This window comes from Mesorhizobium sp. M8A.F.Ca.ET.207.01.1.1 (assembly GCF_004794715.1).
In the GTDB taxonomy this organism is placed as follows: domain Bacteria; phylum Pseudomonadota; class Alphaproteobacteria; order Rhizobiales; family Rhizobiaceae; genus Mesorhizobium.
In genome coordinates this window covers 316,540-337,296 of sequence record NZ_SRUS01000001.1, presented here as the reverse complement: position 1 = coordinate 337,296, position 20,757 = coordinate 316,540, and the positions used below count along the sequence as shown (strand labels likewise).

General features: G+C 63.3%; 19 protein-coding genes. 10 read left to right on the top strand and 9 right to left on the bottom strand.

From position 1 onward, the window contains the following. The first annotated feature begins 51 nt into the window (after positions 1 to 51). The 5 genes from betI (at position 52) to EN850_RS01620 (ending at position 4,702) form a co-directional block, all read left to right on the top strand. On the top strand, positions 52 to 690 hold the full coding sequence (gene betI, locus EN850_RS01640; protein WP_135915372.1) for a transcriptional regulator BetI: 639 nt from the start codon (positions 52 to 54) through the stop codon (positions 688 to 690). 109 nt (positions 691 to 799) lie between these two features. Beyond that, positions 800 to 1,573 carry an SDR family oxidoreductase gene (locus tag EN850_RS01635; RefSeq protein ID WP_135883573.1) on the top strand — a complete coding sequence of 258 codons (774 nt, stop codon included), beginning with the start codon at positions 800 to 802 and terminating at the stop codon, positions 1,571 to 1,573. 316 nt (positions 1,574 to 1,889) lie between these two features. Next, a complete protein-coding gene (fumC, locus tag EN850_RS01630) occupies positions 1,890 to 3,287 on the top strand; it encodes a class II fumarate hydratase (protein WP_136090460.1) in 1,398 nt (465 codons plus the stop codon). Between the two features lie 446 nt (positions 3,288 to 3,733). After that, the gene (locus tag EN850_RS01625; RefSeq protein WP_127871488.1) at positions 3,734 to 4,156 is read left to right on the top strand and encodes a DoxX family protein; all 423 of its coding nucleotides are present in this window, start codon (positions 3,734 to 3,736) and stop codon (positions 4,154 to 4,156) included. A 123-nt stretch (positions 4,157 to 4,279) separates the two neighbouring features. Continuing rightward, the gene (locus EN850_RS01620) at positions 4,280 to 4,702 is read left to right on the top strand and encodes a DoxX family protein (RefSeq protein ID WP_136090459.1); all 423 of its coding nucleotides are present in this window, start codon (positions 4,280 to 4,282) and stop codon (positions 4,700 to 4,702) included. Here the strand turns inward: EN850_RS01620 and ppx are convergent, their stop codons facing one another. Then, a complete protein-coding gene (gene ppx, locus EN850_RS01615) occupies positions 4,703 to 6,238 on the bottom strand; it encodes an exopolyphosphatase (protein ID WP_127871486.1) in 1,536 nt (511 codons plus the stop codon). Next, positions 6,238 to 8,430 carry an RNA degradosome polyphosphate kinase gene (locus EN850_RS01610; RefSeq protein WP_127277326.1) on the bottom strand — a complete coding sequence of 731 codons (2,193 nt, stop codon included), beginning with the start codon at positions 8,428 to 8,430 and terminating at the stop codon, positions 6,238 to 6,240. Before EN850_RS01610 ends, ppx begins: the two co-directional genes overlap by 1 nt. Positions 8,431 to 8,597: 167 nt before the next feature. On the opposite strand from EN850_RS01610, the gene EN850_RS01605 reads away from it, so the two are divergent. Together EN850_RS01605 and EN850_RS01600 are read left to right on the top strand one after the other, a co-directional pair. Then, positions 8,598 to 8,843: a zinc-finger domain-containing protein gene (locus tag EN850_RS01605; RefSeq protein ID WP_127871484.1), complete on the top strand. Its 246-nt coding sequence runs from the start codon at positions 8,598 to 8,600 to the stop codon at positions 8,841 to 8,843. A gap of 20 nt (positions 8,844 to 8,863) precedes the next feature. Next, entirely contained in the window at positions 8,864 to 10,102 is a 1,239-nt protein-coding gene (locus EN850_RS01600) for an FAD-dependent monooxygenase (RefSeq protein WP_135929002.1), read from the top strand. 17 nt (positions 10,103 to 10,119) lie between these two features. Here EN850_RS01600 and EN850_RS01595 read toward each other — a convergent pair whose 3' ends face one another. The 7 genes from EN850_RS01595 to EN850_RS01565 all read right to left on the bottom strand — a co-directional run bounded on the left by EN850_RS01595 (position 10,120) and on the right by EN850_RS01565 (position 17,100). Continuing rightward, positions 10,120 to 10,785, bottom strand: coding sequence for a TIGR02117 family protein (locus tag EN850_RS01595; protein WP_136090458.1), 666 nt, complete (start codon positions 10,783 to 10,785; stop codon positions 10,120 to 10,122). Positions 10,786 to 10,902: 117 nt separating this feature from the next. Beyond that, the gene (locus EN850_RS01590; protein WP_127277334.1) at positions 10,903 to 11,706 is read right to left on the bottom strand and encodes an amino acid ABC transporter ATP-binding protein; all 804 of its coding nucleotides are present in this window, start codon (positions 11,704 to 11,706) and stop codon (positions 10,903 to 10,905) included. Positions 11,707 to 11,730: 24 nt separating this feature from the next. After that, positions 11,731 to 12,888, bottom strand: coding sequence for an amino acid ABC transporter permease (locus tag EN850_RS01585; protein WP_127277336.1), 1,158 nt, complete (start codon positions 12,886 to 12,888; stop codon positions 11,731 to 11,733). Between the two features lie 4 nt (positions 12,889 to 12,892). Beyond that, on the bottom strand, positions 12,893 to 14,080 hold the full coding sequence (locus EN850_RS01580) for an amino acid ABC transporter permease (RefSeq protein ID WP_135883567.1): 1,188 nt from the start codon (positions 14,078 to 14,080) through the stop codon (positions 12,893 to 12,895). A 62-nt stretch (positions 14,081 to 14,142) separates the two neighbouring features. After that, positions 14,143 to 15,171: an amino acid ABC transporter substrate-binding protein gene (locus tag EN850_RS01575; RefSeq protein ID WP_127871480.1), complete on the bottom strand. Its 1,029-nt coding sequence runs from the start codon at positions 15,169 to 15,171 to the stop codon at positions 14,143 to 14,145. 423 nt (positions 15,172 to 15,594) lie between these two features. Then, positions 15,595 to 16,455 carry a DUF2182 domain-containing protein gene (locus EN850_RS01570; RefSeq protein WP_136090457.1) on the bottom strand — a complete coding sequence of 287 codons (861 nt, stop codon included), beginning with the start codon at positions 16,453 to 16,455 and terminating at the stop codon, positions 15,595 to 15,597. A gap of 9 nt (positions 16,456 to 16,464) precedes the next feature. Continuing rightward, complete coding sequence (locus EN850_RS01565) at positions 16,465 to 17,100, bottom strand: DUF1326 domain-containing protein (RefSeq protein WP_135929006.1); 636 nt, start codon at positions 17,098 to 17,100, stop codon at positions 16,465 to 16,467. Positions 17,101 to 17,445: 345 nt separating this feature from the next. On the opposite strand from EN850_RS01565, the gene EN850_RS01560 reads away from it, so the two are divergent. The 3 genes from EN850_RS01560 to EN850_RS01550 all read left to right on the top strand — a co-directional run bounded on the left by EN850_RS01560 (position 17,446) and on the right by EN850_RS01550 (position 20,738). Continuing rightward, positions 17,446 to 18,627 (top strand): cystathionine beta-lyase, encoded by a 1,182-nt coding sequence (locus EN850_RS01560; RefSeq protein ID WP_135883565.1) that lies wholly within the window; start codon positions 17,446 to 17,448, stop codon positions 18,625 to 18,627. Positions 18,628 to 18,845: 218 nt separating this feature from the next. Then, a complete protein-coding gene (locus tag EN850_RS01555) occupies positions 18,846 to 19,925 on the top strand; it encodes an HPP family protein (protein ID WP_135863836.1) in 1,080 nt (359 codons plus the stop codon). A gap of 126 nt (positions 19,926 to 20,051) precedes the next feature. Beyond that, positions 20,052 to 20,738, top strand: a complete 687-nt coding sequence (locus EN850_RS01550; RefSeq protein WP_189590940.1) for an RNA polymerase sigma factor — start codon at positions 20,052 to 20,054, stop codon at positions 20,736 to 20,738. Positions 20,739 to 20,757 lie beyond the last annotated feature (19 nt).

Here is a 20,757-nt window from a genome sequence, read left to right as displayed (position 1 = left end):
ATCGGTCTTTTTATTATCCCACTGGTCAATGATTGATCTCGCGGGACGAAAATGTCAACGTGGATTCGTGATGCATGGAACGATCCCGTGAAACTGAAGCGCCTCGGCGACATACGCCGCAAGGAATTGCGGCAGGCGGCCTTCGCGGTTCTGGAGCGCGAAGGCATTGCTGGGGCCACGCTGGAAAAGGTCGCCGCCCAGGCCGGTGCCTCCAAAGGCATCGTGCTGCACTACTTCCGCAACAAGCAGGAACTGTTCGAGCACGCCATGCGCGAGGCCAACGCGGTCCTGGGCGACGCGGTGGTCGCAAGGCTTCGCCAGGCACGGACGTCGATGGAACGCCTGGATGCGGTGATCGAGGGCAATTTCGAGGAGCATCTCTTCCTGCCGCCTCTTTGCCATGCCTGGCTTTCGCTCTGCGCCGAGGTGCCGCGCGATGAAAAGCTGGCGCGCATCCAGAAGGTGATCCACGGGCGCATGCGCTCGAACCTGTTGTCCGGCCTGCGCGGCCTCGCCTCACCCAGCGAGGCCGACGACATCGCGCTTGGCGTCACGGCCTTGATCGACGGACTTTGGCTTCGCCTCGGCCTGCAGCCAGGCAGCGTCTCGCGCGAACAGGCGATCCAGCAGGTCAAGACCTATGTCGCCGCTCGGCTGGCCACTCGGGATCGCTCGACCGCCCGCGCGTGAGCAGTCGGCTGCCGAAGTTCATACCCTGGGATAGCCCGATGGCTTGACCCCGTCGCGCACATGCGGTGCGATCCCTCTGTTTGATGCCAAACACATGGTGAGGTGAGCGATGAGGCTTCACGGCAAGCGGGCGTTGATCACCGGTGGATCGGACGGCATCGGCCTGGCGATCGCCGAGGCATTCCTGCGCGAGGGCGCCGATGTGCTGATCGTCGGCCGCGACGCGGGCAAGCTCGAAGCCGCTCGCCAGAAGCTGACGGCTTCCGGCCCAGTCGGCACCGTTGAGACATTGTCGGCCGATCTCGCCACCAGCCCCGGCATAGCAGCGGCGGTCGAGCACGCGAAAGCTTCCGGCCGGCCGCTCGACGTTCTCGTCAACAATGCCGGTGTTGCCTATCTCGTGCCATTCGAGACCGTCAGCGAGGCGCAGTTCCAGCACTCCTTCGCGCTCAATGTGTCGGCGGCCTTCTTCCTCACACAGGGGCTGCTGCAGCATTTCGGCACCGGCGCATCCGTCATCAACATCTCGTCCTACTTCGCCGACAAGATGATCCCGAAGCGTCCGTCCAGCCTCTACTCCCTGTCCAAGGGCGCGCTGAATTCGCTGACCAAATCGCTCGCCTTCGAACTTGGCCCGCGCGGCATCCGCGTCAACGCCATCGCGCCCGGCACGGTCGACACGGCCATGCGGCGCAAGACCGTCGACAACCTGCCGGTCGAGGCAAAGGCGGAACTGAAAGCCTATGTCGAGCGCAGCTATCCGCTGGGCCGCATCGGCCGCCCTGACGACCTCGCCGGGATGGCGGTCTATCTTGCCAGCGACGAGGCCGCCTGGGCCAGCGGCGCGATCTTTGCCATCGACGGCGGCTATACGGCAGGGTGAGGACAGCTAATCTCCCTTGTGGGGGAGATGGCCGGCAGGCCAGAGGGGGGCGCTGTCCCGCCAGCCTTCCACTCCTGTTCGAAGGTCGCGGAAAGGATTGTCGATGCGCAATTCCGGGCCGCCGTGTCCGTTATCTCATCTTCCAGACGCCGCGATCCTTCGCGCCCCCCTCTGCCCTGCCGGGCATCTCCCCCACGAGGGGGGAGATTGACCTTTCCTTCAACCGATTTGCATCCGCACCCGCGTCATTCTCCGCTTGAAGCCATTTGTGCAACGCGATACGCCCTTGCGCAAATCGACAGACCGGAGATTTCCCGTGAGCGCTGAAAAGACCAGAACTGAAACCGATACGTTCGGCCCCATCGAGGTTGCCGCCGACCGGTATTGGGGCGCGCAGGCGCAGCGTTCCCTGGGAAACTTCAAGATCGGTTGGGAAAAGCAGCCGGCTTCGATCGTGCGCGCGCTGGGTATCGTCAAGCGGGCGGCGGCGGAAGCCAATATGGAACTCAAGCGGCTCGATCCGGCCATCGGCAAGGCGATCATCGAGGCCGCGCAAGAGGTCATCGACGGCAAGCTCAACGATCATTTCCCGCTGGTGGTCTGGCAGACCGGCTCGGGCACGCAGTCCAACATGAACGCCAACGAGGTGATCTCGAACCGCGCGATCGAAATGCTGGGCGGCGTCATGGGCTCGAAAAAGCCGGTGCACCCGAACGACCACGTCAATATGAGCCAGTCGTCGAACGACACCTACCCGACGGCCATGCACATTGCCTGCGCCGAGCGCATCGTGCACGACCTCTTGCCGGCGCTGAAGCACCTGCACAAGGCGCTCGCCGCCAAGAGCCGGGACTTCAATCACATCATCAAGATCGGCCGCACCCACACTCAGGATGCCACCCCCCTTACCCTCGGCCAGGAATTCTCCGGCTACGCGGCGCAGGTCGCCTCGTCGATCAAACGCATCGAATTGACGCTGCCCGGCCTGCAGGAACTGGCGCAAGGCGGCACCGCCGTGGGTACAGGCCTCAACGCGCCGGTCGGTTTCGCCGAGCGGGTGGCCGATCGTATCGCCGCCATATCGGGAATCACCTTCGTCACCGCGCCGAACAAGTTCGAAGCGCTCGCCGCCCACGATTCCATGGTTTTCTCGCACGGCGCCATCAATGCGGCGGCCGCGGCACTGTTCAAGATCGCCAACGACATCCGTTTCCTTGGCTCCGGTCCGCGCTCGGGCCTCGGCGAATTGTCGCTGCCGGAAAACGAGCCCGGCTCCTCGATCATGCCGGGCAAGGTCAACCCGACGCAGTGCGAGGCGATGACGCAGGTCTGCGTGCAGGTGTTCGGCAACAATGCGGCGCTGACATTCGCCGGCAGCCAGGGCCATTTCGAGCTCAACGTCTACAATCCGCTGATGGCCTACAACTTCCTCCAGTCGGTGCAGCTGCTGGCCGACGCTTCGGTCTCCTTCACCGACAATTGCGTCGTCGGCATCGAGGCGCGAGAGGACAACATCAAGGCGGCCCTCGACCGTTCGCTGATGCTGGTGACTGCGCTTGCGCCCACCATCGGCTACGACAACGCGGCCAAGATCGCCAAGACCGCGCACAAGAAAGGCACGACGCTGCGCGAGGAAGCGCTGGCAACCGGACTGGTCAGCGAGGCCGACTATGACCGTCTGGTGCGGCCGGAGGACATGACCCATCCGGGGTAGGTCCCTGCGGACAGGCCCAAGAGGTCGTCATTCCAGGGCGATGCAGGAGCGAAGCCCCGTCGCGAAGACCCTGGAATCCATGCCGCTACTTCAGTCGAAGGGCACAACGGTGTAGATCCTCCACCGCTTGCGACTGTTTTGAGGTCGCGGCATGGATCCTCGGGTCTGCGCGCGTCGCTTCGCTCCTTGCTTCGCCCGTGGATGACGACGTCACGAGCGTCTCGGCTAATCTCCGAAGCAAGTGCTCGCAAACTTCGGAACCGAGGATCCCGTTTTGCGGCAGCACAATTTACTTCTCCAACCCAATCCCGCGACACGATTTTCGCGCGCGGCCGCCAATCCCGAAAACATCCTTCCTGTGAACAATGTGTCGCCGCATAGCCGACTTTGGTGAACAGTCGGCATCGTCTATGTGAGTGGTCATTCAACCCATTCGGAGAGCCACCATGTCCATCAACACTTCCGCCGCCGGCGCCGGCACCGCGTCCAACAGTTCTGTCACCATCCTGCTCGGCCGTATCCTGCTCGCAGTCATTTTCCTGCTGTCCGGATTCGGCAAACTATCAGCCATTTCCGGCACCGCCGCCTATTTCGGCGGCCTCGGCCTGCCGGCACCGACGGCGACGGCCGTCATCGTCGGCCTGATCGAGCTGCTTGGCGGCCTTGCCGTCCTCGTCGGTTTCCAGACCAGGATCGCCGCCTGGGTGCTCGCCATCTTCACGATCGCAACCGGGCTGGTCGCCCACACCGGCTGGGCCGACCAGATGCAGATGATCCAGTTCCTCAAGAACCTCGCCATCACCGGCGGCTTCATCCTGCTCGCCTCCTCGGGCGCCGGCGCCTATTCGATCGACGCCAAGCGCGGCTGACGCCTTCCCCTCCCAAGGACCCGAAACAAGCGGCGCGGAATTTTCCGCGCCGCTTTTTCGTTGTGTGATCACAGGCGTAGACTGCAATGGTCGCCGGTGACCGTGCCGGCAAGGGAGGGTGCCATGGGTCGCAATGCATTGCTTATGGTTTCGCGGCTGCTGTTTGCCGTGCTGTTCGTGCCGTCCGGCTTCCAGGCGCTCGCCAATATTGCCGGGACCACCAGCTATTTCTCCGGTCTTGGCCTGCCGCTGCCGGCGCTCGCCGCCTGGGGCACCGGGCTTTTCGAGCTGATCGCGGGACTGCTGATCCTCGTTGGGTTCCAGACGCGGATCGTCGCGCTGCTGCTGGCCGCCTTCTGCATTGCGGCCGGCTATATCGGCCACTATGGCCAAGGCGCCGGTGATGCGGCGCTCGCTTTCCTGCACCAGCAGATGCTGATGAAGGATATCGCGATATCGGGCGGTTTCCTGGCGCTTGCCATGGCTGGCGCCGGCGCATGGTCGGCCGACGGGCGAGGCTTCGGCATAGGCGCCGACGCGACTTGACTATTTGACCGACACGCTCTGGCCGCCCTCGACCGCCAGCACCAGACGGCGATTGGTGACGCGCGCCAGTTGCGCCAGCCGGCCGGCCGGCCGCTCGCCGTAGAGATCGGAAAGCGAAGCCGGCAGCACCAGCGCCAGCACGCCGTTGGCGCGGCTTTCCCATTTCAGCCTCGGCATGATGCCGGGCATCGCGGCCGTCAGCAGGTAGACGACGCGCATCATCGCCGCCAGCACGCGCGCGCGCTCCAACAGGCGCGGCGGCGCCAGCGCCTTGATTTCGGGCGCCACCAATTCATTGAAGACGCCGTCATGACGGTAGGCGTTGGTAAGCGCCAGGTAGGCGCGGCCGGGATGATCGACGCCGATGAAGGACGCATGCGCGATGATGTTGAGCGACTGCTTGCCGCGATATTCCGGATGAGCGCGCCAGCCGATATCGGCAAGCAGGCAGGCGGCATGGCGATAGCGCGCTTCGTCTTCCGTCTCGTCGATGCCGAAAGCCTTGAAGGCCTTGCCGGTCCATTCGACCAGATCATGCGCGTGGTGGACCGAACGCGAGCGCAAAAGCGCAAGCTCCTCGGCGGCCGAGATCAGCGGATCGGCCTTCTGCTCGGCCGCCTCGAGCAGTGAATAGAGAAAGCCTTCGCGCACGCCTTGCGCCGAAACGACGATCCTGGACGGTTGCATCGCCGTCATGATTTCCTGCAGCACGAGCGCGCCGTATGGCAGCAGCGAGCGGCGGTTCTTGGAGACGCCCTCGATACCCCTCACCTTTTCGACCTCGCCCCTGGCCACCTGCTTGAGGAAGGTTTGGGCACTGTCGGCCGATATCTCGTAGTGGTGCATGACGCCGAGCGGGTAGTTGTTCATCTCCATGTGCAGCCTGGCGAGGTTTCGCCAGGTGCCGCCGACGGCGTAGAAAGTCCTGCCCTGCGCGCCCTTCAAGAGCTTGGCCCGGGCCAATTCCTGGCGCGCGATCTTCTGCGCCTGGACGAGCGAGTTCTTCGCCATATCCTGCAGGCGCAGGCCGCCGAGCGGCAGCGTGATGCCGTCGCCGATCGCCTCGCCATCGATGTCGATCAGTTCCAGGCTGCCGCCGCCAAGGTCGCCGGCAATACCGTTGGCCGGATGAAAACCTGAGATGACGCCGAGCGCGGAATAATGCGCTTCCTGGCGGCCGGAGAGCACGCGGATCTCGGTCTTGAGCACCTCCTCGGCGCGATGGATGAAATCGGGACCGTTGATCGCCTCACGGGCGGCGGCGGTTGCCAGCACGTACATGTGTTCGGCACCGGCCTGGTCGGAGAGCGCGCGGAAACGGCGAAACTCCTCCATCGAACGCGCCACCCCTTCGGGGTCGAGCTTCCCTGTCGAGACGATGCCGCGGCCGAGGCCGGCCAGCATCTTTTCGTTGAACAGCACGGTCGGCGAACGCGCCAGCCCCTCATAGACGACAAGACGGATCGAATTGGATCCGATGTCGATGATGGACAGCGGTCGGCGGTCCTGCAGCCGGCCCTGGGAATTGAACAGCATCAGGTGGTGGCGTTCTTCTTGCGGCGCTTGAACTGCGCGATTCGCTTGGGCGCATGCGATTTCAGCGCGTCACCCCGTCCCGACAGGCTCGGATTGGTCATGAAATATTCCTGCGCGTTGAACGGTTCCTCGCCCTCCTCCAGCACGACACGCCGGGAGGTTCCATCAGCCAATACGTCGAAACTTTGCTGATTGTCCATGATGTTGCCCAGCATGATCTGGCCCAGAATCTGTTCATGCACAGTTGGATTGGTGATCGGCACCATGGTCTCGACGCGGCGGTCGAGATTGCGCGGCATCAGGTCGGCCGAGGAGATGTAGACAATCGCCTCGTCCGAGGGAAGGCCATGGCCGTTGCCGAAGCAATAGATACGGCTGTGCTCGAGGAACCGGCCGACGATCGACTTGACCCTGATGTTCTCCGACAGACCCGGCACCTGCGGCCGCAGACAGCATATGCCGCGCACGACGAGGTCGATTTCCACACCGGCACGGCTGGCATCGTAGAGCGCATCGATGATGATAGGGTCGACGAGCGCGTTCATCTTCATCCAGATGCGCGCCGGCCGTCCCTCCAACGCATGGGTGATCTCGGCTGAAATGTGCTGGAGGATGCGGTTCCTCAGCGTGAAGGGCGAGATCGCCAGCCGCATTTCGGCGGTCGGCTCGGCATAGCCGGTGATGAAATTGAACAGCTGGGCGACGTCGCGGGCAATCGTCGGATCGGTGGTGAAGAAGGACAGGTCGGTGTAGATGCGCGCCGTCACCGGATGGTAGTTGCCGGTGCCGAGATGGACGTAGTTGCGCAGCTTGCCGTCCTCGCGCCGCACCACCAGCGACATCTTGGCATGTGTCTTGAGTTCGAGGAAACCGAACACGACCTGCACGCCGGCGCGTTCGAGATCGCGCGCCCAGCGGATGTTGGCTTCCTCGTCGAAACGCGCCTTGAGCTCGACCAGCGCCGTCACCGACTTGCCAGCCTCGGCCGCGTCGACCAGCGCACGCACGATCGGGCTGTCGTTGGAGGTGCGATAGAGCGTCTGCTTGATCGCCACCACTTCGGGGTCGGCCATTGCCTGGCGCAGGAACTGCACCACCACGTCGAACGACTCGTAGGGATGATGAACGACGATGTCTTTCTCGCGGATGGCGGCAAAACAGTCGCCGCCATGCTCGCGGATGCGTTCGGGAAAGCGTGGGTTGTAGGGCGTGAACTTCAGGTCGTCGCGGGGAACGGAGACGATCTCGGAGATCTGGCTGAGCGCCAGCGGCCCGGTGAGCACGCTGATGCGGCTCGACGAGACACCAAGCTCGCCGGCGACGAAATCGCGCAATTCCCCCGGCATCAGCATGTCGAACTCGATGCGGATAACCGAACCGCGGCGGCGACGCTTCAGCGCCGTTTCGAACAGCCGCACAAGGTCTTCCGACTCCTCTTCGACCTCGATATCGCTGTCGCGGATGATGCGGAACGTGCCGGAGCCCTTGACCTCGTAGCCGGGGAACAGCTTGCCGATGTAAAGGCCGACCGCCTCCTCCAGCGGAATGAAGCGGACATGGTTCTTGCGGTCCGGAAGGCGGATAAAGCGCTTCAGCGCCACCGGCAGGCGCAGCAATGCGCTCATCTCCTCGCCATTCTTGCGGTGGCGAAGCTGCAGCGCCATGGAGAAGCCGAGATTGGGAATGAACGGGAACGGATGCGCCGGGTCGATCGACAGCGGGGTGAGCACCGGAAACACCTGGTCCTGGAAATGCTCTTCCAGCCAGACCTTTTCGTCCTTGGTCAGCGCATCGCGGGTGATGCTCTCGATGCCTTCCTTGTTGAGCAGAACCGTGAGTGCCGAAAGGCTCTTCTGCTGGTCTTCCTGCAGCCGCTCGACTTCACGCAGCAATTGTTCGAGCTGCTGTTCGGGGGTGCGTCCGTCCGGGCTCTTCAGCACGATGCCCTCGCGCACCTGGCCGGCAAGGCCGGCGACGCGCACCATGAAGAACTCGTCGAGATTGGCGGCCGAGATCGACAGGAAGCGGACGCGCTCCAGCAGCGGGTGATGGGTGTTCAGCGATTCTTCGAGAACGCGGCGATTGAACTGCAGCCAGGAGAACTCGCGGTTGACGAAACGGTCCGGATTGCCTTCCGGGCTCGCTGCCGTGACGTTGTTGAATTCGCTCTGTACCGGCTTCAATTCGTTCATGATTCCCGCTCTTTCGCCCGCCCTGGCCGGTCAACCGGCTTAACTTATCCTGTGGCAGGCTTTTGCGACAGTTCTCTGACAGGCTTTTGCGACAGTTTGATTTCATCGAACTTGCAAAGAGGCTTGATATGATCCAGATGCAGAGAGACTGCGTTAAGGAGACGACGATGGCAGGCGGTTCCATTCCCCATTTCCAGAACGATGCGGGCCATCCGGCAATCGACATCGGGGTCAAGGAATTCATGTGCACGGGCGCCAACCCGCCTTTCGATCATCCGCATGTGTTTCTCGACATGGGCGACGACAATGAGAAAGTCTGCCCCTACTGCTCGACCCTCTACCGCTATTCGCCGAAGCTGAAGGCGACGGAAACCCTGCCCACGGGCTGCCTCTACATCGACCAGGCTGCCTGAAGCCTTTCGCGGCAAACCGGATGGACGACACGCGCTCCCGGCAAGTCGTCATCGCCGGAGCTGGCATTGCCGGACTGACCGCGGCGGTTGCCTTCGCCGAACGCGGTTATCCCGTGCAGGTGTTCGAGCAGGCGCAGCGCCTTGAAGCGGTCGGCGCGGGCATCCAGCTCTCTCCCAATGCGACACGCATCCTTCGTCAACTCGGCGTGCTCGACCGACTGCTGTCGGCGGTGGTAAGGCCGGAGGCCGTGGTATTGAAGGACGCAAGGACGTTGCGCCAACTGGCGCGCGTGCCGCTAGGGGAAGCCGGCGAGAGCCGCTGGGGCGCGCCCTATCTCGTCGCCCACCGGGCCGATGTGCAGAGCGCGTTGATGGCACGGGTTGCCGAGATACCTGATATCCATCTCACCGTCGGGGCGCGCGTCCAAAGAATTGCGACTGGCAGCCATGGTGTCACGGCGACCGTCGAGATCGGTGGCAATACGGCGGAGGAACAAGGCTCCTTGCTGGTCGGCGCCGATGGCGTCTGGTCGTCGGTGCGCGAGCTTGTCGATGCACAAAGGATGGCATCGCCAAGAAGCCGTTTTTCGGGAGAGTTGGCCTGGCGTACCACCGTCGCGGCAGACAGCAGCGCCGGGCGGGCCTTCGCCGCGATCGGTGCAGCCGATTGCGTCACGACTTTCCTGCATACGGGTTTCCACATGGTCGTCTATCCCGTCAGTAAGGGCGACGCATTCAACCTCGTCGCCTTCACCAAAGGCGAGCGCATTACCGAGGGCTGGTCCGGCCATGCCGATCCCGGCATACTCGCCGCCGCCATGCGCGGCACCGCGCCAGGACTCGTGAAGCTGGTGGAAATAGCCGGCCCGTGGCTGACCTGGCCGCTGCATACCGTCGAACAGAGACAGCCTTGGACAATGCCAGCCGGCATCGCGCTGATCGGCGACGCCGCGCACGCAATGACGCCGTTCGCGGCACAAGGTGCCGCGATGGCGATCGAGGACGCCGCGATGCTCGCCAGCCTGGTCGCCGACTTCCCCGGCGACCTGACGCAAAGCCTCACCATCTGGGAGAAGCTGAGACGACCGCGCATCGAAAAGGTACTGAAACGCGGCGCGCTCAACCGCCTCGCCTGGCACGCCCAGGGACCGGTGGCATTGGCGCGCAATCTGGTCCTGGCGACTCGGCCAGGAGAGAAGCTCGCGGCGGATTTGGATTGGCTTTACGGCTGGGAACAGCAGCAGGTCATCCGTCGCTGAAAGGAGCTGCGGCAAAGCTAATCATACAGCCGCATCGACAACCCAAGCGATGCCGGCAGCGGGTTCCACCAGCCGGTGCGCAGGCCGGCAGTGCGCAGTGCGGCCGCAGCCCAGGTGTTGCAGCCGATCAGCGCGTTGAAACGGCCATTGGCCTCATAAAAACGGTCGAAATTGGAATAGGCGGCATTGTCGATGACGATCGGGCCGCTCGGTCCCTGCTGAAAACTCGCTTCGACAAAGTCGAGCAACGCGGCAAAACGGTCCTCGTCCACGTCGAAGCCGGCGACATCGGGGCGCGGCTCGGAGATATCGCCGGCGACGTCGACATGCATCACCGAAGCATCGAGTGTCAGCGCCTTGAATACCGGCAGCGCCTTCACTTGCGACCATGTCGGCGTTTCCAGGTAGAAGGCGCGCCCGCCCCAGCCGAAGACGAGGTAGCGCACTTCGGGGGCGTCCGAAGGCAGGCCGGCATCGGCAAGAAAACGGAAGCGCCGGCGCACCCCGTCATCCACCGGAATGGCGATGTCGGTGTGGATCGGGTTCTTCAGCACCAGTATGCGCCGCGTGCCCTCGCCCGCGGCGACCGTGGGCCAGAGCGGCCGCGGGACCAGCGTGCCGAGCGACAAAGCGAGCACCACCGCGGCAACCAGCATGACCAGGAAACGCAGGAGTTTTTTCATCGGTGCGGCTTCGCGATTCCGTTCGCGGCTCAATGGAGGCGATCACTATCCGATTGGCCAGACGCTAAAAAGCCCGGCCGTGGCGTGGCCGGGCTTTCTCGAGTCGGCGTAAAGCGCTCAGTGCAGAATCTGCGACAGGAACAGTTTCGTGCGTTCGTGGCGCGGATGGTCGAAGAACTCGGCCGGCGTGTTCTGCTCGACGATCTGGCCCTGGTCCATGAAGATCACCCGGTTGGCGACTTTCCGCGCAAAACCCATCTCGTGAGTGACGCACAGCATGGTCATGCCCTCTTCGGCCAGCCCCACCATGGTCTCCAGCACTTCCTTGATCATTTCAGGGTCGAGCGCCGAAGTCGGCTCGTCGAACAGCATGATGCGCGGGTTCATGCACAGCGAGCGTGCGATCGCCACGCGCTGCTGCTGGCCGCCGGAAAGCTGGCCCGGATATTTGTTGGCCTGCTCGGGAATCTTGACACGCTTGAGGAAATGCATGGCGATCTCCTCGGCCTGCTTCTTCGGCGTCTTGCGCACCCAGATCGGCGCCAGCGTGCAGTTCTCCAGGATGGTCAGATGCGGGAACAGGTTGAAGTGCTGGAACACCATGCCGACCTCGCGGCGCACCTCGTCGATCTTCTTGAGATCGTTGGTGAGTTCTTTGCCGTCGACGATGATCTTGCCCTTCTGGTGCTCCTCCAGCCGGTTGATGCAGCGGATCATGGTCGATTTGCCGGAGCCGGACGGGCCGCAAATGACGATGCGCTCGCCGCGCATCACTTTCAGGTTGATGTCCTTCAGCACATGGAACTCGCCGTACCATTTGTGCATGGCGACGATGTCGATGGCGACATCGGTGGTGGAAATCTGCATCTTGGCGGCGTTGACCTTGATCTCTTCCGCGCTGACGGCGTTTTCGGTGGCCATGGCTGGGTCCCCTTGTTCTTTTGTTTAGCGTTTGTAGCCGGTGTCGAGCCGGCGTTCCGTATACATCGAATAGCGCGACATGCCGAAGCAGAACAGCCAGAAGACGAAGGCCGCGAACACAAGACCGGATTTCGCGGTCTGCGCCGTTGCCCAGTTGGCATCGGAGAAGTTCTGCTTGACGATGCCGAGCAGGTCGAACATCGAGATGATGAGGACCAGGCTGGTGTCCTTGAACATGCCGATGAAGGTGTTGACGATGCCGGGAATGACCAGCTTCAGCGCCTGCGGCAGCACTATCAGGCCCATCTTCTGCCAGTAGCCGAGGCCGAGCGAATCGGCGCCTTCATACTGTCCCTTCGGGATCGCCTGCAGGCCGCCGCGCACGACTTCGGCCATGTAGGCGGCGGCAAACAGCGACACGCCGATCAGCGCCCTCAGATATTTGTCGAAGGTGACGCCGGCCGGCAGGAACAGCGGCAGCATGACGCTGACGAAGAACAGCACCGTGATCAGCGGTATGCCGCGCACGGCTTCGATGAAGATGACGCACAGCATCTTGACGATCGGCATCTTCGAGCGCCGGCCGAGCGCCAGCACGGTGCCCAGCGGCAGCGACACGGCGATGCCGACGAAGGACAGGCTCAGCGTGATCAGCAGCCCGCCCCAGCGCGAGGTTTCGACATGCGGCAGGCCGAATATGCCGCCGACCAGAAGGAAGAAGGAAACGATCGGCAGCACCAGGAACAGCAGGATCGCGTTCAATCCCTTGCGCGGCACACGTGGCATCAGCATCGGCACCAGCAGTGCCACGAACAGGATGGCGACCAGGATAGGCCGCCAGCGCTCCTCGACCGGATAGGTGCCGAACATGAACTGGCCGAACTTGGCGTTGACGAAAGCCCAGCAGGCGCCGCTCCAGCCGTCGGGCTGAATGCCGCCTTGCGCAACGGTCGCGCAGACCGTGCGGTCCGGCCCGGTCCACTGTGCATTGATGAACGCCCAGTTGATGACCTGCGGCAGTACCCAGGCGACGATGACGATGCCGAGGATGGTGAGGATGGTGTCGCCGACCGAACCGATCAGGTTCCTGCGCACCCAGGCGACGGGACCGCTGACGCTCGCTGGCGCGGGCTGCGCCAGCGCCATTTCGGTACGCACCCAGGACATGTCATGTTCCTGCATGGCTCTACCTCTCCACCAGCGCCATTCTGGCGTTGACCACGTTCATCACGGCCGAGGTCACCAGGCTGAGTATGAGATAGGCGATCATCATGATCAGCACGCCTTCGACCGCTTGTCCGGTCTGGTTCAGAACCGTGCCGGCTGTCGCCGTCAGGTCGGGATAACCGATGGCGATCGCCAGCGAGGAGTTCTTGGTCAGGTTGAGATACTGGCTGGTCAGCGGCGGAATGACGATGCGCATGGCCTGCGGCACCACGACCAGCCGCAGGATCGACCCGGATCGCAGACCAAGCGCTGCCGCCGCCTCGGTCTGGCCCTTGCTGACGCCCCTGATGCCGGCGCGCACGATTTCGGCGATGAAGGCCGCCGTGTAGCAGGATAGCGCTAGGTAGAGCGACAGGAATTCCGGCTTGACCTGGAAGCCGCCGGTCAGGTTGAACGTCGACTGTTTTGGAAGATCGAAGCTCAGCGGAAAGCCGCTCAGCACGTAAGCGAGCAGCGGCAAGCCGACGATCAGCGCGGCGGAAGTCCAGAACACGGGAAATTGCTGGCCTGTCGCCATCTGCCGCTGACGCGCCCTGCGAGCGACGAACCACGACATTGCGATGCCCACGACAAGGGCGACCAGGATCAGCCAGGAGCCGTCGCCCCAGACCGGGCGCGGAAAATAGAAGCCGCGCTGGTTGAGGAAGGAGCCGAAGGGCAGATGATAGGAGTCGCGCGGCGCCGGCAGCACGGCGAGCACGCCGGAATACCAGAAGAAGATGACCAGCAGCGGCGGGATGTTGCGGAAAATCTCGACATAGACCGTGCAGATCTTCTGGATCAGCCAGTTCTGCGACAGGCGACCGATGCCGATGATGAAGCCGATAATGGTGGCGGTGATGATGCCGGCGGCGGCAACGATAATGGTGTTGATCAGGCCGACGATGATGGCGCGGCCATAGGTCGAGTCCGACGTATAGGCGATCGGCGTGTCCGATATGTCGAAGCCGGCGCGCCCCTTGAGGAAGCCGAAGCCCGAGGCGATGTGCAGGCGATGCAGATTGTCGATGACGTTCTGCACGATCCACCAGATGGAGCCGAACAACAAGACGACGACCAGCGTCTGGAAGAAGAGACTGCGTATTCTCGGATCATTGACGAAGGAGCCGCGGCTCGGCTCCTCGCGTAGGATTTCCTGCGATGCCATGTCACGTCCCCTGTGAAAGAGAAACCGGAAGGCAGGTGCCTGCCTTCCGGATCACATTTCGATCAGCGGATCGGCGGAGCGTATTGCAGGCCGCCCTTGGTCCACAGCGCATTGATGCCACGGGCGATCTTCAGCGGGCTGCCCGAACCGACATTGCGGTCGAACATTTCGCCGTAATTGCCGGTGGCCTTGACGATGTTGACGACCCAGTCGTTGGAGACGCCGAGATCGGTGCCGATCTTGGTGTCGGCCTCCTGGCCGAGCACGCGCTTGATCTCTGGGCTGGCGGAGTTCTTCATCTCGTCGACATTGGCCTTGGTGATGCCGAGCTCCTCGGCGTCGAGCAGAGCGAAATAGGTCCACTTGACGATGTGGTACCACTGGTCGTCACCCTGGCGAACGGCAGGTCCGAGCGGCTCCTTCGAGATGATCTCGGGCAGCACGACGTGATCGGCCGGCGAGCCGAGCGTCAGGCGAATGCCGTAAAGGCCCGACTGGTCGGTGGTGTAGACGTCGCAGCGGCCGGCATCATAGGCGGCGTTGACCTCTTCCAGCTTTTCGAAGACGACCGGATTGTACTCCATCTTGTTCGCCTTGAAGTAGTCGGCGAGGTTGAGCTCGGTGGTCGTGCCGCTCTGCACGCAGACGGCGGCGCCCGAAAGCTGCAGCGCCGAATTGACGCCCGGCAGCTTCTTGGCGTTGATCATGAAACCTTGGCCGTCATAGTAGGTCGTGCCGATGAAATTCAGGCCAAGCGCGGTATCGCGGTTGATCGTCCAGGTGGTGTTGCGCGACAGGATGTCGACTTCGCCGGACTGCAGTGCGGTGAAGCGCTCCTTGGCGCTGAGCGGCGTGAACTTGACCTTGGTGCCATCACCGAAGACGGCGGCGGCAACCGCGCGGCAGAAATCGGCGTCGATGCCTTGCCAGTCGCCCTTGTCGTCCGGCGCCGAGAAGCCGGCCAGACCGGTCGAGACGCCGCACTGGATGAAGCCCTTCGCCTTGACTGTATCGAGCGTGCCGGCCGACGCGGCCGACGCCATCAGTCCGAGCGTGGCGACGCCGAGAATGCCGATAGCAATGTGTTTCATAACCCACAGACCCTTTTCTGTTTTTTCAGGCAGACCCTGATCTTTTCTCCCGTGTGAACGAAGCTCCCATCCCGGCCCATTCCCGGAACCCCGCGTCGCAAATCGGCGCGCCGCCTCCCATTCACGAACAGCATCGAAGGCGATAATTCTTGTGAGGTCAAGGAAAATGACCGAATTGCAACGGGTTTGAAAATCGATTGCCCGAAATGCCTGAATTGCAGACAAACGCGCCCGCGATTTAGTCACAAGCGCGAATTGAATCGGCAAAGCTCATTTGACGCGGATGTGAGCCGGCTCCGTGAAATCCATTGCGGACAATACCTGAGTGTTACTGCCTCCAGCACGAAATGCATTGACGTCGCGGAATACCCCCGGCCGGCGATTGCCGGTCAATATTGCTCGTGAACAAAGCCGGTACGCAGGTCAAAGCGCGGGAAAGACGAGCCAGACGCCGATCGCAACCATCAATGCGCCGGAGATGCGCGGGATCAATTGCCCGGCCGGGACCATCTTCTCCAGGAGAACAAGGATGGCGATGCCGGCGATCCACAGGACGTTCATGACACCGCCGACAAACAGCAGGGCCATCAGCGCCCAGCAGCAGCCGAGACAATAGGCGCCGTGGCCGATGCCGAGCCGAAGCGCGCCGGGCGGGGTGGTGCGGAAGCCGCCATGGCTGGCCAGGAATGCGATCGGCGCCTGGCATTGGCGCAGGCAGACGCCCTTGACCGGCGTCCATTGATAGAGGCCGGCGGCGATCAGGACGAGGCCACCGAGGGTCGCACTGTTGGTAGCCATTGCCGGATCAAGCAAGGCGAAACGGGCGAGCAGCCATTGCGCGCCGGTGGCCGCGATGCTGAAGACGATCCAGACGATGAGATAGCCGGCAAAAAACCATGCCGTCGACGCGATAGGCTGGCCATCGACCCGTGCCTTGCGGCCGACGCCTGCATAGAGCAGCAACATCGGCGCGACCGAAGGCGTCATCATGCCGACCATCATCACGGCCCACATGGTGAAGATGAAGACGAAATCGGCCGATGCCCAGGTCCTGAAACCCGGCGCCACGGCGGCGCCCATATCCATGCCGCCAATATCCGTGTTCGACATGTCCATCCCGGCCATGCCGCCTGCCGCGCCGTCCGCGACGGGGACACCAGGCATGGCCATGTCGACGGCGAGCCAAAGAACATAGGTCCAGGCGAGCAAGGCAATCACGACGAGCGCCGTCATCACGACCGCGCGGTCGCGCCGCAGCACAGCCTCGAGAGCCGTGTCGCCCATTGGATCAGGTCAATGCACGACGCCGCTCTGCGTGAGATGCAGATTGGCGAAATGGCTGTGCGTGTCGGCCACCTCGAACTTGATCGGGCCGGTCGCCTTGGTCCAGCCACGACCGATCTCGGCGATCGCGTATTCGAAGCCGCGCGGCAGGTCGATGCGCGCCCTGTGCTCGGCACCGGTGACCGGGTTCTTGATCGGCTCGCCATGGCCGTCGGTGACGCCCTTGACGTGCAGCCGGCCGGTTCGCGCGTCGACGTCGACCTTGAAATCGATCGCGGCGAAGATCGGATCGTGGAATTTCTCCAGCGTGGTCGAAAAGACCTGGAATATCGTTGCGCCCGGCTCGGTGTCCTGGCCGCCCAATATGCGAAGCAGAGCTTCACGCTGGGCTTCGCTGGCCCTCTCGTCGATAACCACCGCGGCCTCGCCCCTGCCCTGGTGGATCGCGCCGGGCCAACTGAAAATGCCGACGAACCGCAACCCGTCCAGCTTGGTGTCGCCGTGATGGCCGGTCTCGATCTCCATGCCGGCGACCGCCTGGCAGAATCCGTATGTTGGCATGGCGTTGAACTGGCACGGGCAGCCATAGGCGCAATTGCAGTTGATGAATTCGCGCGCCTTCATCGTCCATTTGACGTCAGGCATGTTCTTCCTCCCTTTGCCGCGCGGTGGGCGCGATACCCGGATTGGGGACCAGGAGAGGTAGCCGGCAAAAACCATCCGGCAGCATCTGATCGAAGCAATCCGGCGATTAATATTAGAAATTGATTATATATCTTTCACAGCCGGCTACAATAGGCCGACCGGCCGGCGACTGGGCGTCCGGCAAGGCACGGCCGCACCTGGTCGGTCCGATTCAGATCAACCCCCAGCTGTTTTCCGGACCCGGGAATTGGCATATTCGAAGTCCATTCCTGGCGGACAGTCGGCTGTTGCACGGTCCACGACGCCGCACTATGGCTAGCGCCTTATCAGACAGGGCGACCAAGAATGGCGAAAGACGGCAGCGAGCAGGGTTCCGGCAAGGTGGGCATCAACACCCGGCTTGCCCATTCAGGCAACAACCCGCACGACTATTTCGGCTTCGTCAATCCGCCCGTGGTGCACGCCTCGACCGTGCTGTTCCCCAATGCCGCCGCGATGGCCGCACGCAACCAGAAATACACCTACGGCACGCGCGGAACACCGACGACCGATGCCCTCGCACAGGCGATCGATGCGCTGGAGGGGTCCGCCGGCACGATCGTGGTGCCATCGGGCCTGGCGGCGGTGACCATTCCGCTGCTCGCCTTCGTATCGGCGGGCGACCATCTGCTGATCGTCGATTCCGTTTATCACCCCACGAGAAACTTCGCCGATACGATGCTGAAGCGATTGGGCGTCGAGGTCGAGTATTATGCGCCCCGTATCGGCGCCGGCATCGCGGCCTTGATCAAGCCGAACACCAAAGTGGTGTTCACCGAATCGCCGGCCTCCAACACATTCGAGGTGCAGGATATCCCGGCGATCGCCAAGGCGGCGCATGCGGCCGGCGCCATCGTGATGATGGACAACACCTGGGCGACACCACTCTATTTCCGGCCGCTCGACCACGGCGTCGACATCTCGATCCACGCGGCGACGAAATATCCGGCCGGCCATTCGGACGTGCTCCTCGGCACGGTCTCGGCCAATGAGGCCTGCTGGAAGCAGCTCTACGAGAGTTTTTGCACGCTTGGCTGCTGTTCGGGACCCGACGATGTCTATCAGGTGCTGCGCGGCCTGCGCACGATGGGCGTGCGGCTCGACCATCATCAGCGCAGCGCGCTTGCCATCGCCTCATGGCTCGAAAGCCAGCCGGGCGTGGCGCGGGTGCTCCACCCTGCCCTTCCCAGCCATCCGGACCATGATCTGTGGAAGCGGGACTTTTGCGGTTCGAGCGGCATCTTTTCGATCGTGCTGGCCGGCGGTGGCCAGCGGGAGCAGCACGCTTTCCTCGACGCATTGCGCATCTTCGGCCTCGGCTATTCCTGGGGCGGCTATGAGAGCCTGGCGGTGCCGGTCTGGCTTGTCGACCGCGTCGTTGCGAAAGGCCCTTATGAAGGTCCGTTGATCCGCTTGCAGATCGGCCTCGAGGATGTCGACGACCTGAAAGCCGACATCATGCGCGGGCTTGCAGCGGCCGCCGCCTGATCTGTCTGGCCGCCCGGAAGAGTTGGCAGACGGCCACAACACACTGACGCTGATGGCAAAGCGCGAGCCGCTCGCAGCATCCCGGCGAGCGGTCTCGCGCAATATTATTCTCCCACGCCGCGACTTTGCGGATTTGTTTGACTTTCAAATCCGCGAGTTCGGCTCCATTGCGTTGGACAGGGCGTCCGCGCCAAATCCATTTCGTCATAAAGCTTGCCATGGCCTTTCGTCTTTTTGTTCCCATCCTCGCCGGCGCGACGCTGCGTGAACGCGTCCTGGCGTGTATCGGCGCCACGATCGGCATTGCCCTGACCGGCGTGATCAGCGGGCTGGCGATGGGCGGCGGCCCGCATGTGGCCCTGCTGGTGGCGCCGATGGGCGCCTCCGCCGTGCTTCTGTTCGCCGTGCCGGCGAGCCCGCTGGCGCAGCCCTGGTCGATCATCGGCGGCAATTCCATATCGGCGCTGGTCGGCGTGACCGTGGCGCATTTCATCCATGATCCGGTGATGGCCTCGGGTCTCGCGGTGGCCTTGGCGATCGCCGCGATGTCGTTCACGCGCTGCCTGCATCCGCCAGGTGGTGCCGCCGCGCTGACGGCGGTGCTCGGCGGGCCGGCCGTCATCAGCGCGGGCTTCCTGTTCCCGTTCGTGCCGGTGGCCTTGAATTCGACCATCCTGGTGGCGCTGGGCTTCCTTTTCCACAAGCTGGCGCGGCGCAACTACCCGCATGTCGCCGCACCGCCCGCAAACAGCCACGGTACCGCCGATCCGCCGGCTCAGCAGCGCGCCGGTTTCCAGCCCGAGGACATCGACGCGGCGCTGACGGCGCTCGACGAGACCTTCGATATCGACCGCGACGACCTCGAACGACTGCTGCGACAGGTCGAATTGCAGGCCATGGTGCGGTCGCACCGGACGCTGCTGTGCGAGGACATCATGTCGCGCGACGTGATTTCGGTGCCCGAACAAGCCACCACCGACGAAGCACGCCAGCAACTGCTCGATCATAATATCCGTACGTTGCCGGTGGTCGATGCGGATGCCCGGCTGGTTGGCGCCGTCGGCCTGCGCGAGCTGACGAAAGCCGTAGAAACGGTGAAGGACGTGATGGCAAAGGCCGGCACCGCCTCGCCCGAGACGCCGGCGATGAGCCTGCTTCCCGTGCTGACCGACGGCCGCAGCCATGCCGTGGTCATCGTCGACGGCGAGCGGCGCATTCTCGGCCTGATCACGCAGACCGACCTGCTGGCGGCGGCCGCCCGCGTGCAGACGGCAGACAAGGGTCTGGCAGCGGCCTAGAATAGCGGACGTGGATCCCACCGATCTGGGAACCTTTTGCCGGCAGGCGCATCCAACGTGCAGTCAAGCGCCTGTTCGAAGAGGCGCCTGTTCGAAGAGGCGTCTGTTCAGGGAGATCCGGTCGCGATGAGCAAGCTCGCAACGCCCGCCACGGTGCCTATGATTGCCGAAAGCCTTTCCGGCGACATGCTGCTCGTCCACCGGGCGCTGGCGCGCGAACCGGATGCCTTTCGCGCCATCATGAAGATACACAACCAGCGGCTCTACCGCATCGCGCGCGGCATTCTGCGCAACGATGCCGAAGCCGAGGATGTCGTCCAGGAGGCCTATGTCAGCGCCTTCGCCAGCCTTGCGGCGTTTCGCGGCGAATCCACGCTTGCCACATGGCTGTCGCGCATCGTCATCAACGAAGCTCTCGGCCGCCTGCGCAAGAAGCGTCGCACAGTGGAGATGCCTGACAACCCGGAACCGCAAATCATCCGGTTTCCCCTCAATTCCAACGACGATCCGGAGCGGGCGATGGCGCAGCGGCAGATTCTCGCACTTGTCGAACGGGCGACCGACAGTCTGCCCGACATCTACCGCATGGTCTTCGTCGCCCGCGTCATCGAGGGCCTGAGCATGGAGGAAACCGCCGATTTGCTTGGTGTGCGGCCGGAGACCATCAAGACGAGGCTGCACCGGGCCCGTGTCCTGCTGCGCAAGGCGCTGGACAATGAAATCGGTCCGGTGCTGCTCGATGCCTTCCCGTTCGCCGGACGGCGCTGCGAGCGACTGACCCAGGCGGTGATGGGACGGCTGGGTTTCGAATGATGCCGTCCTGATTTTCCGG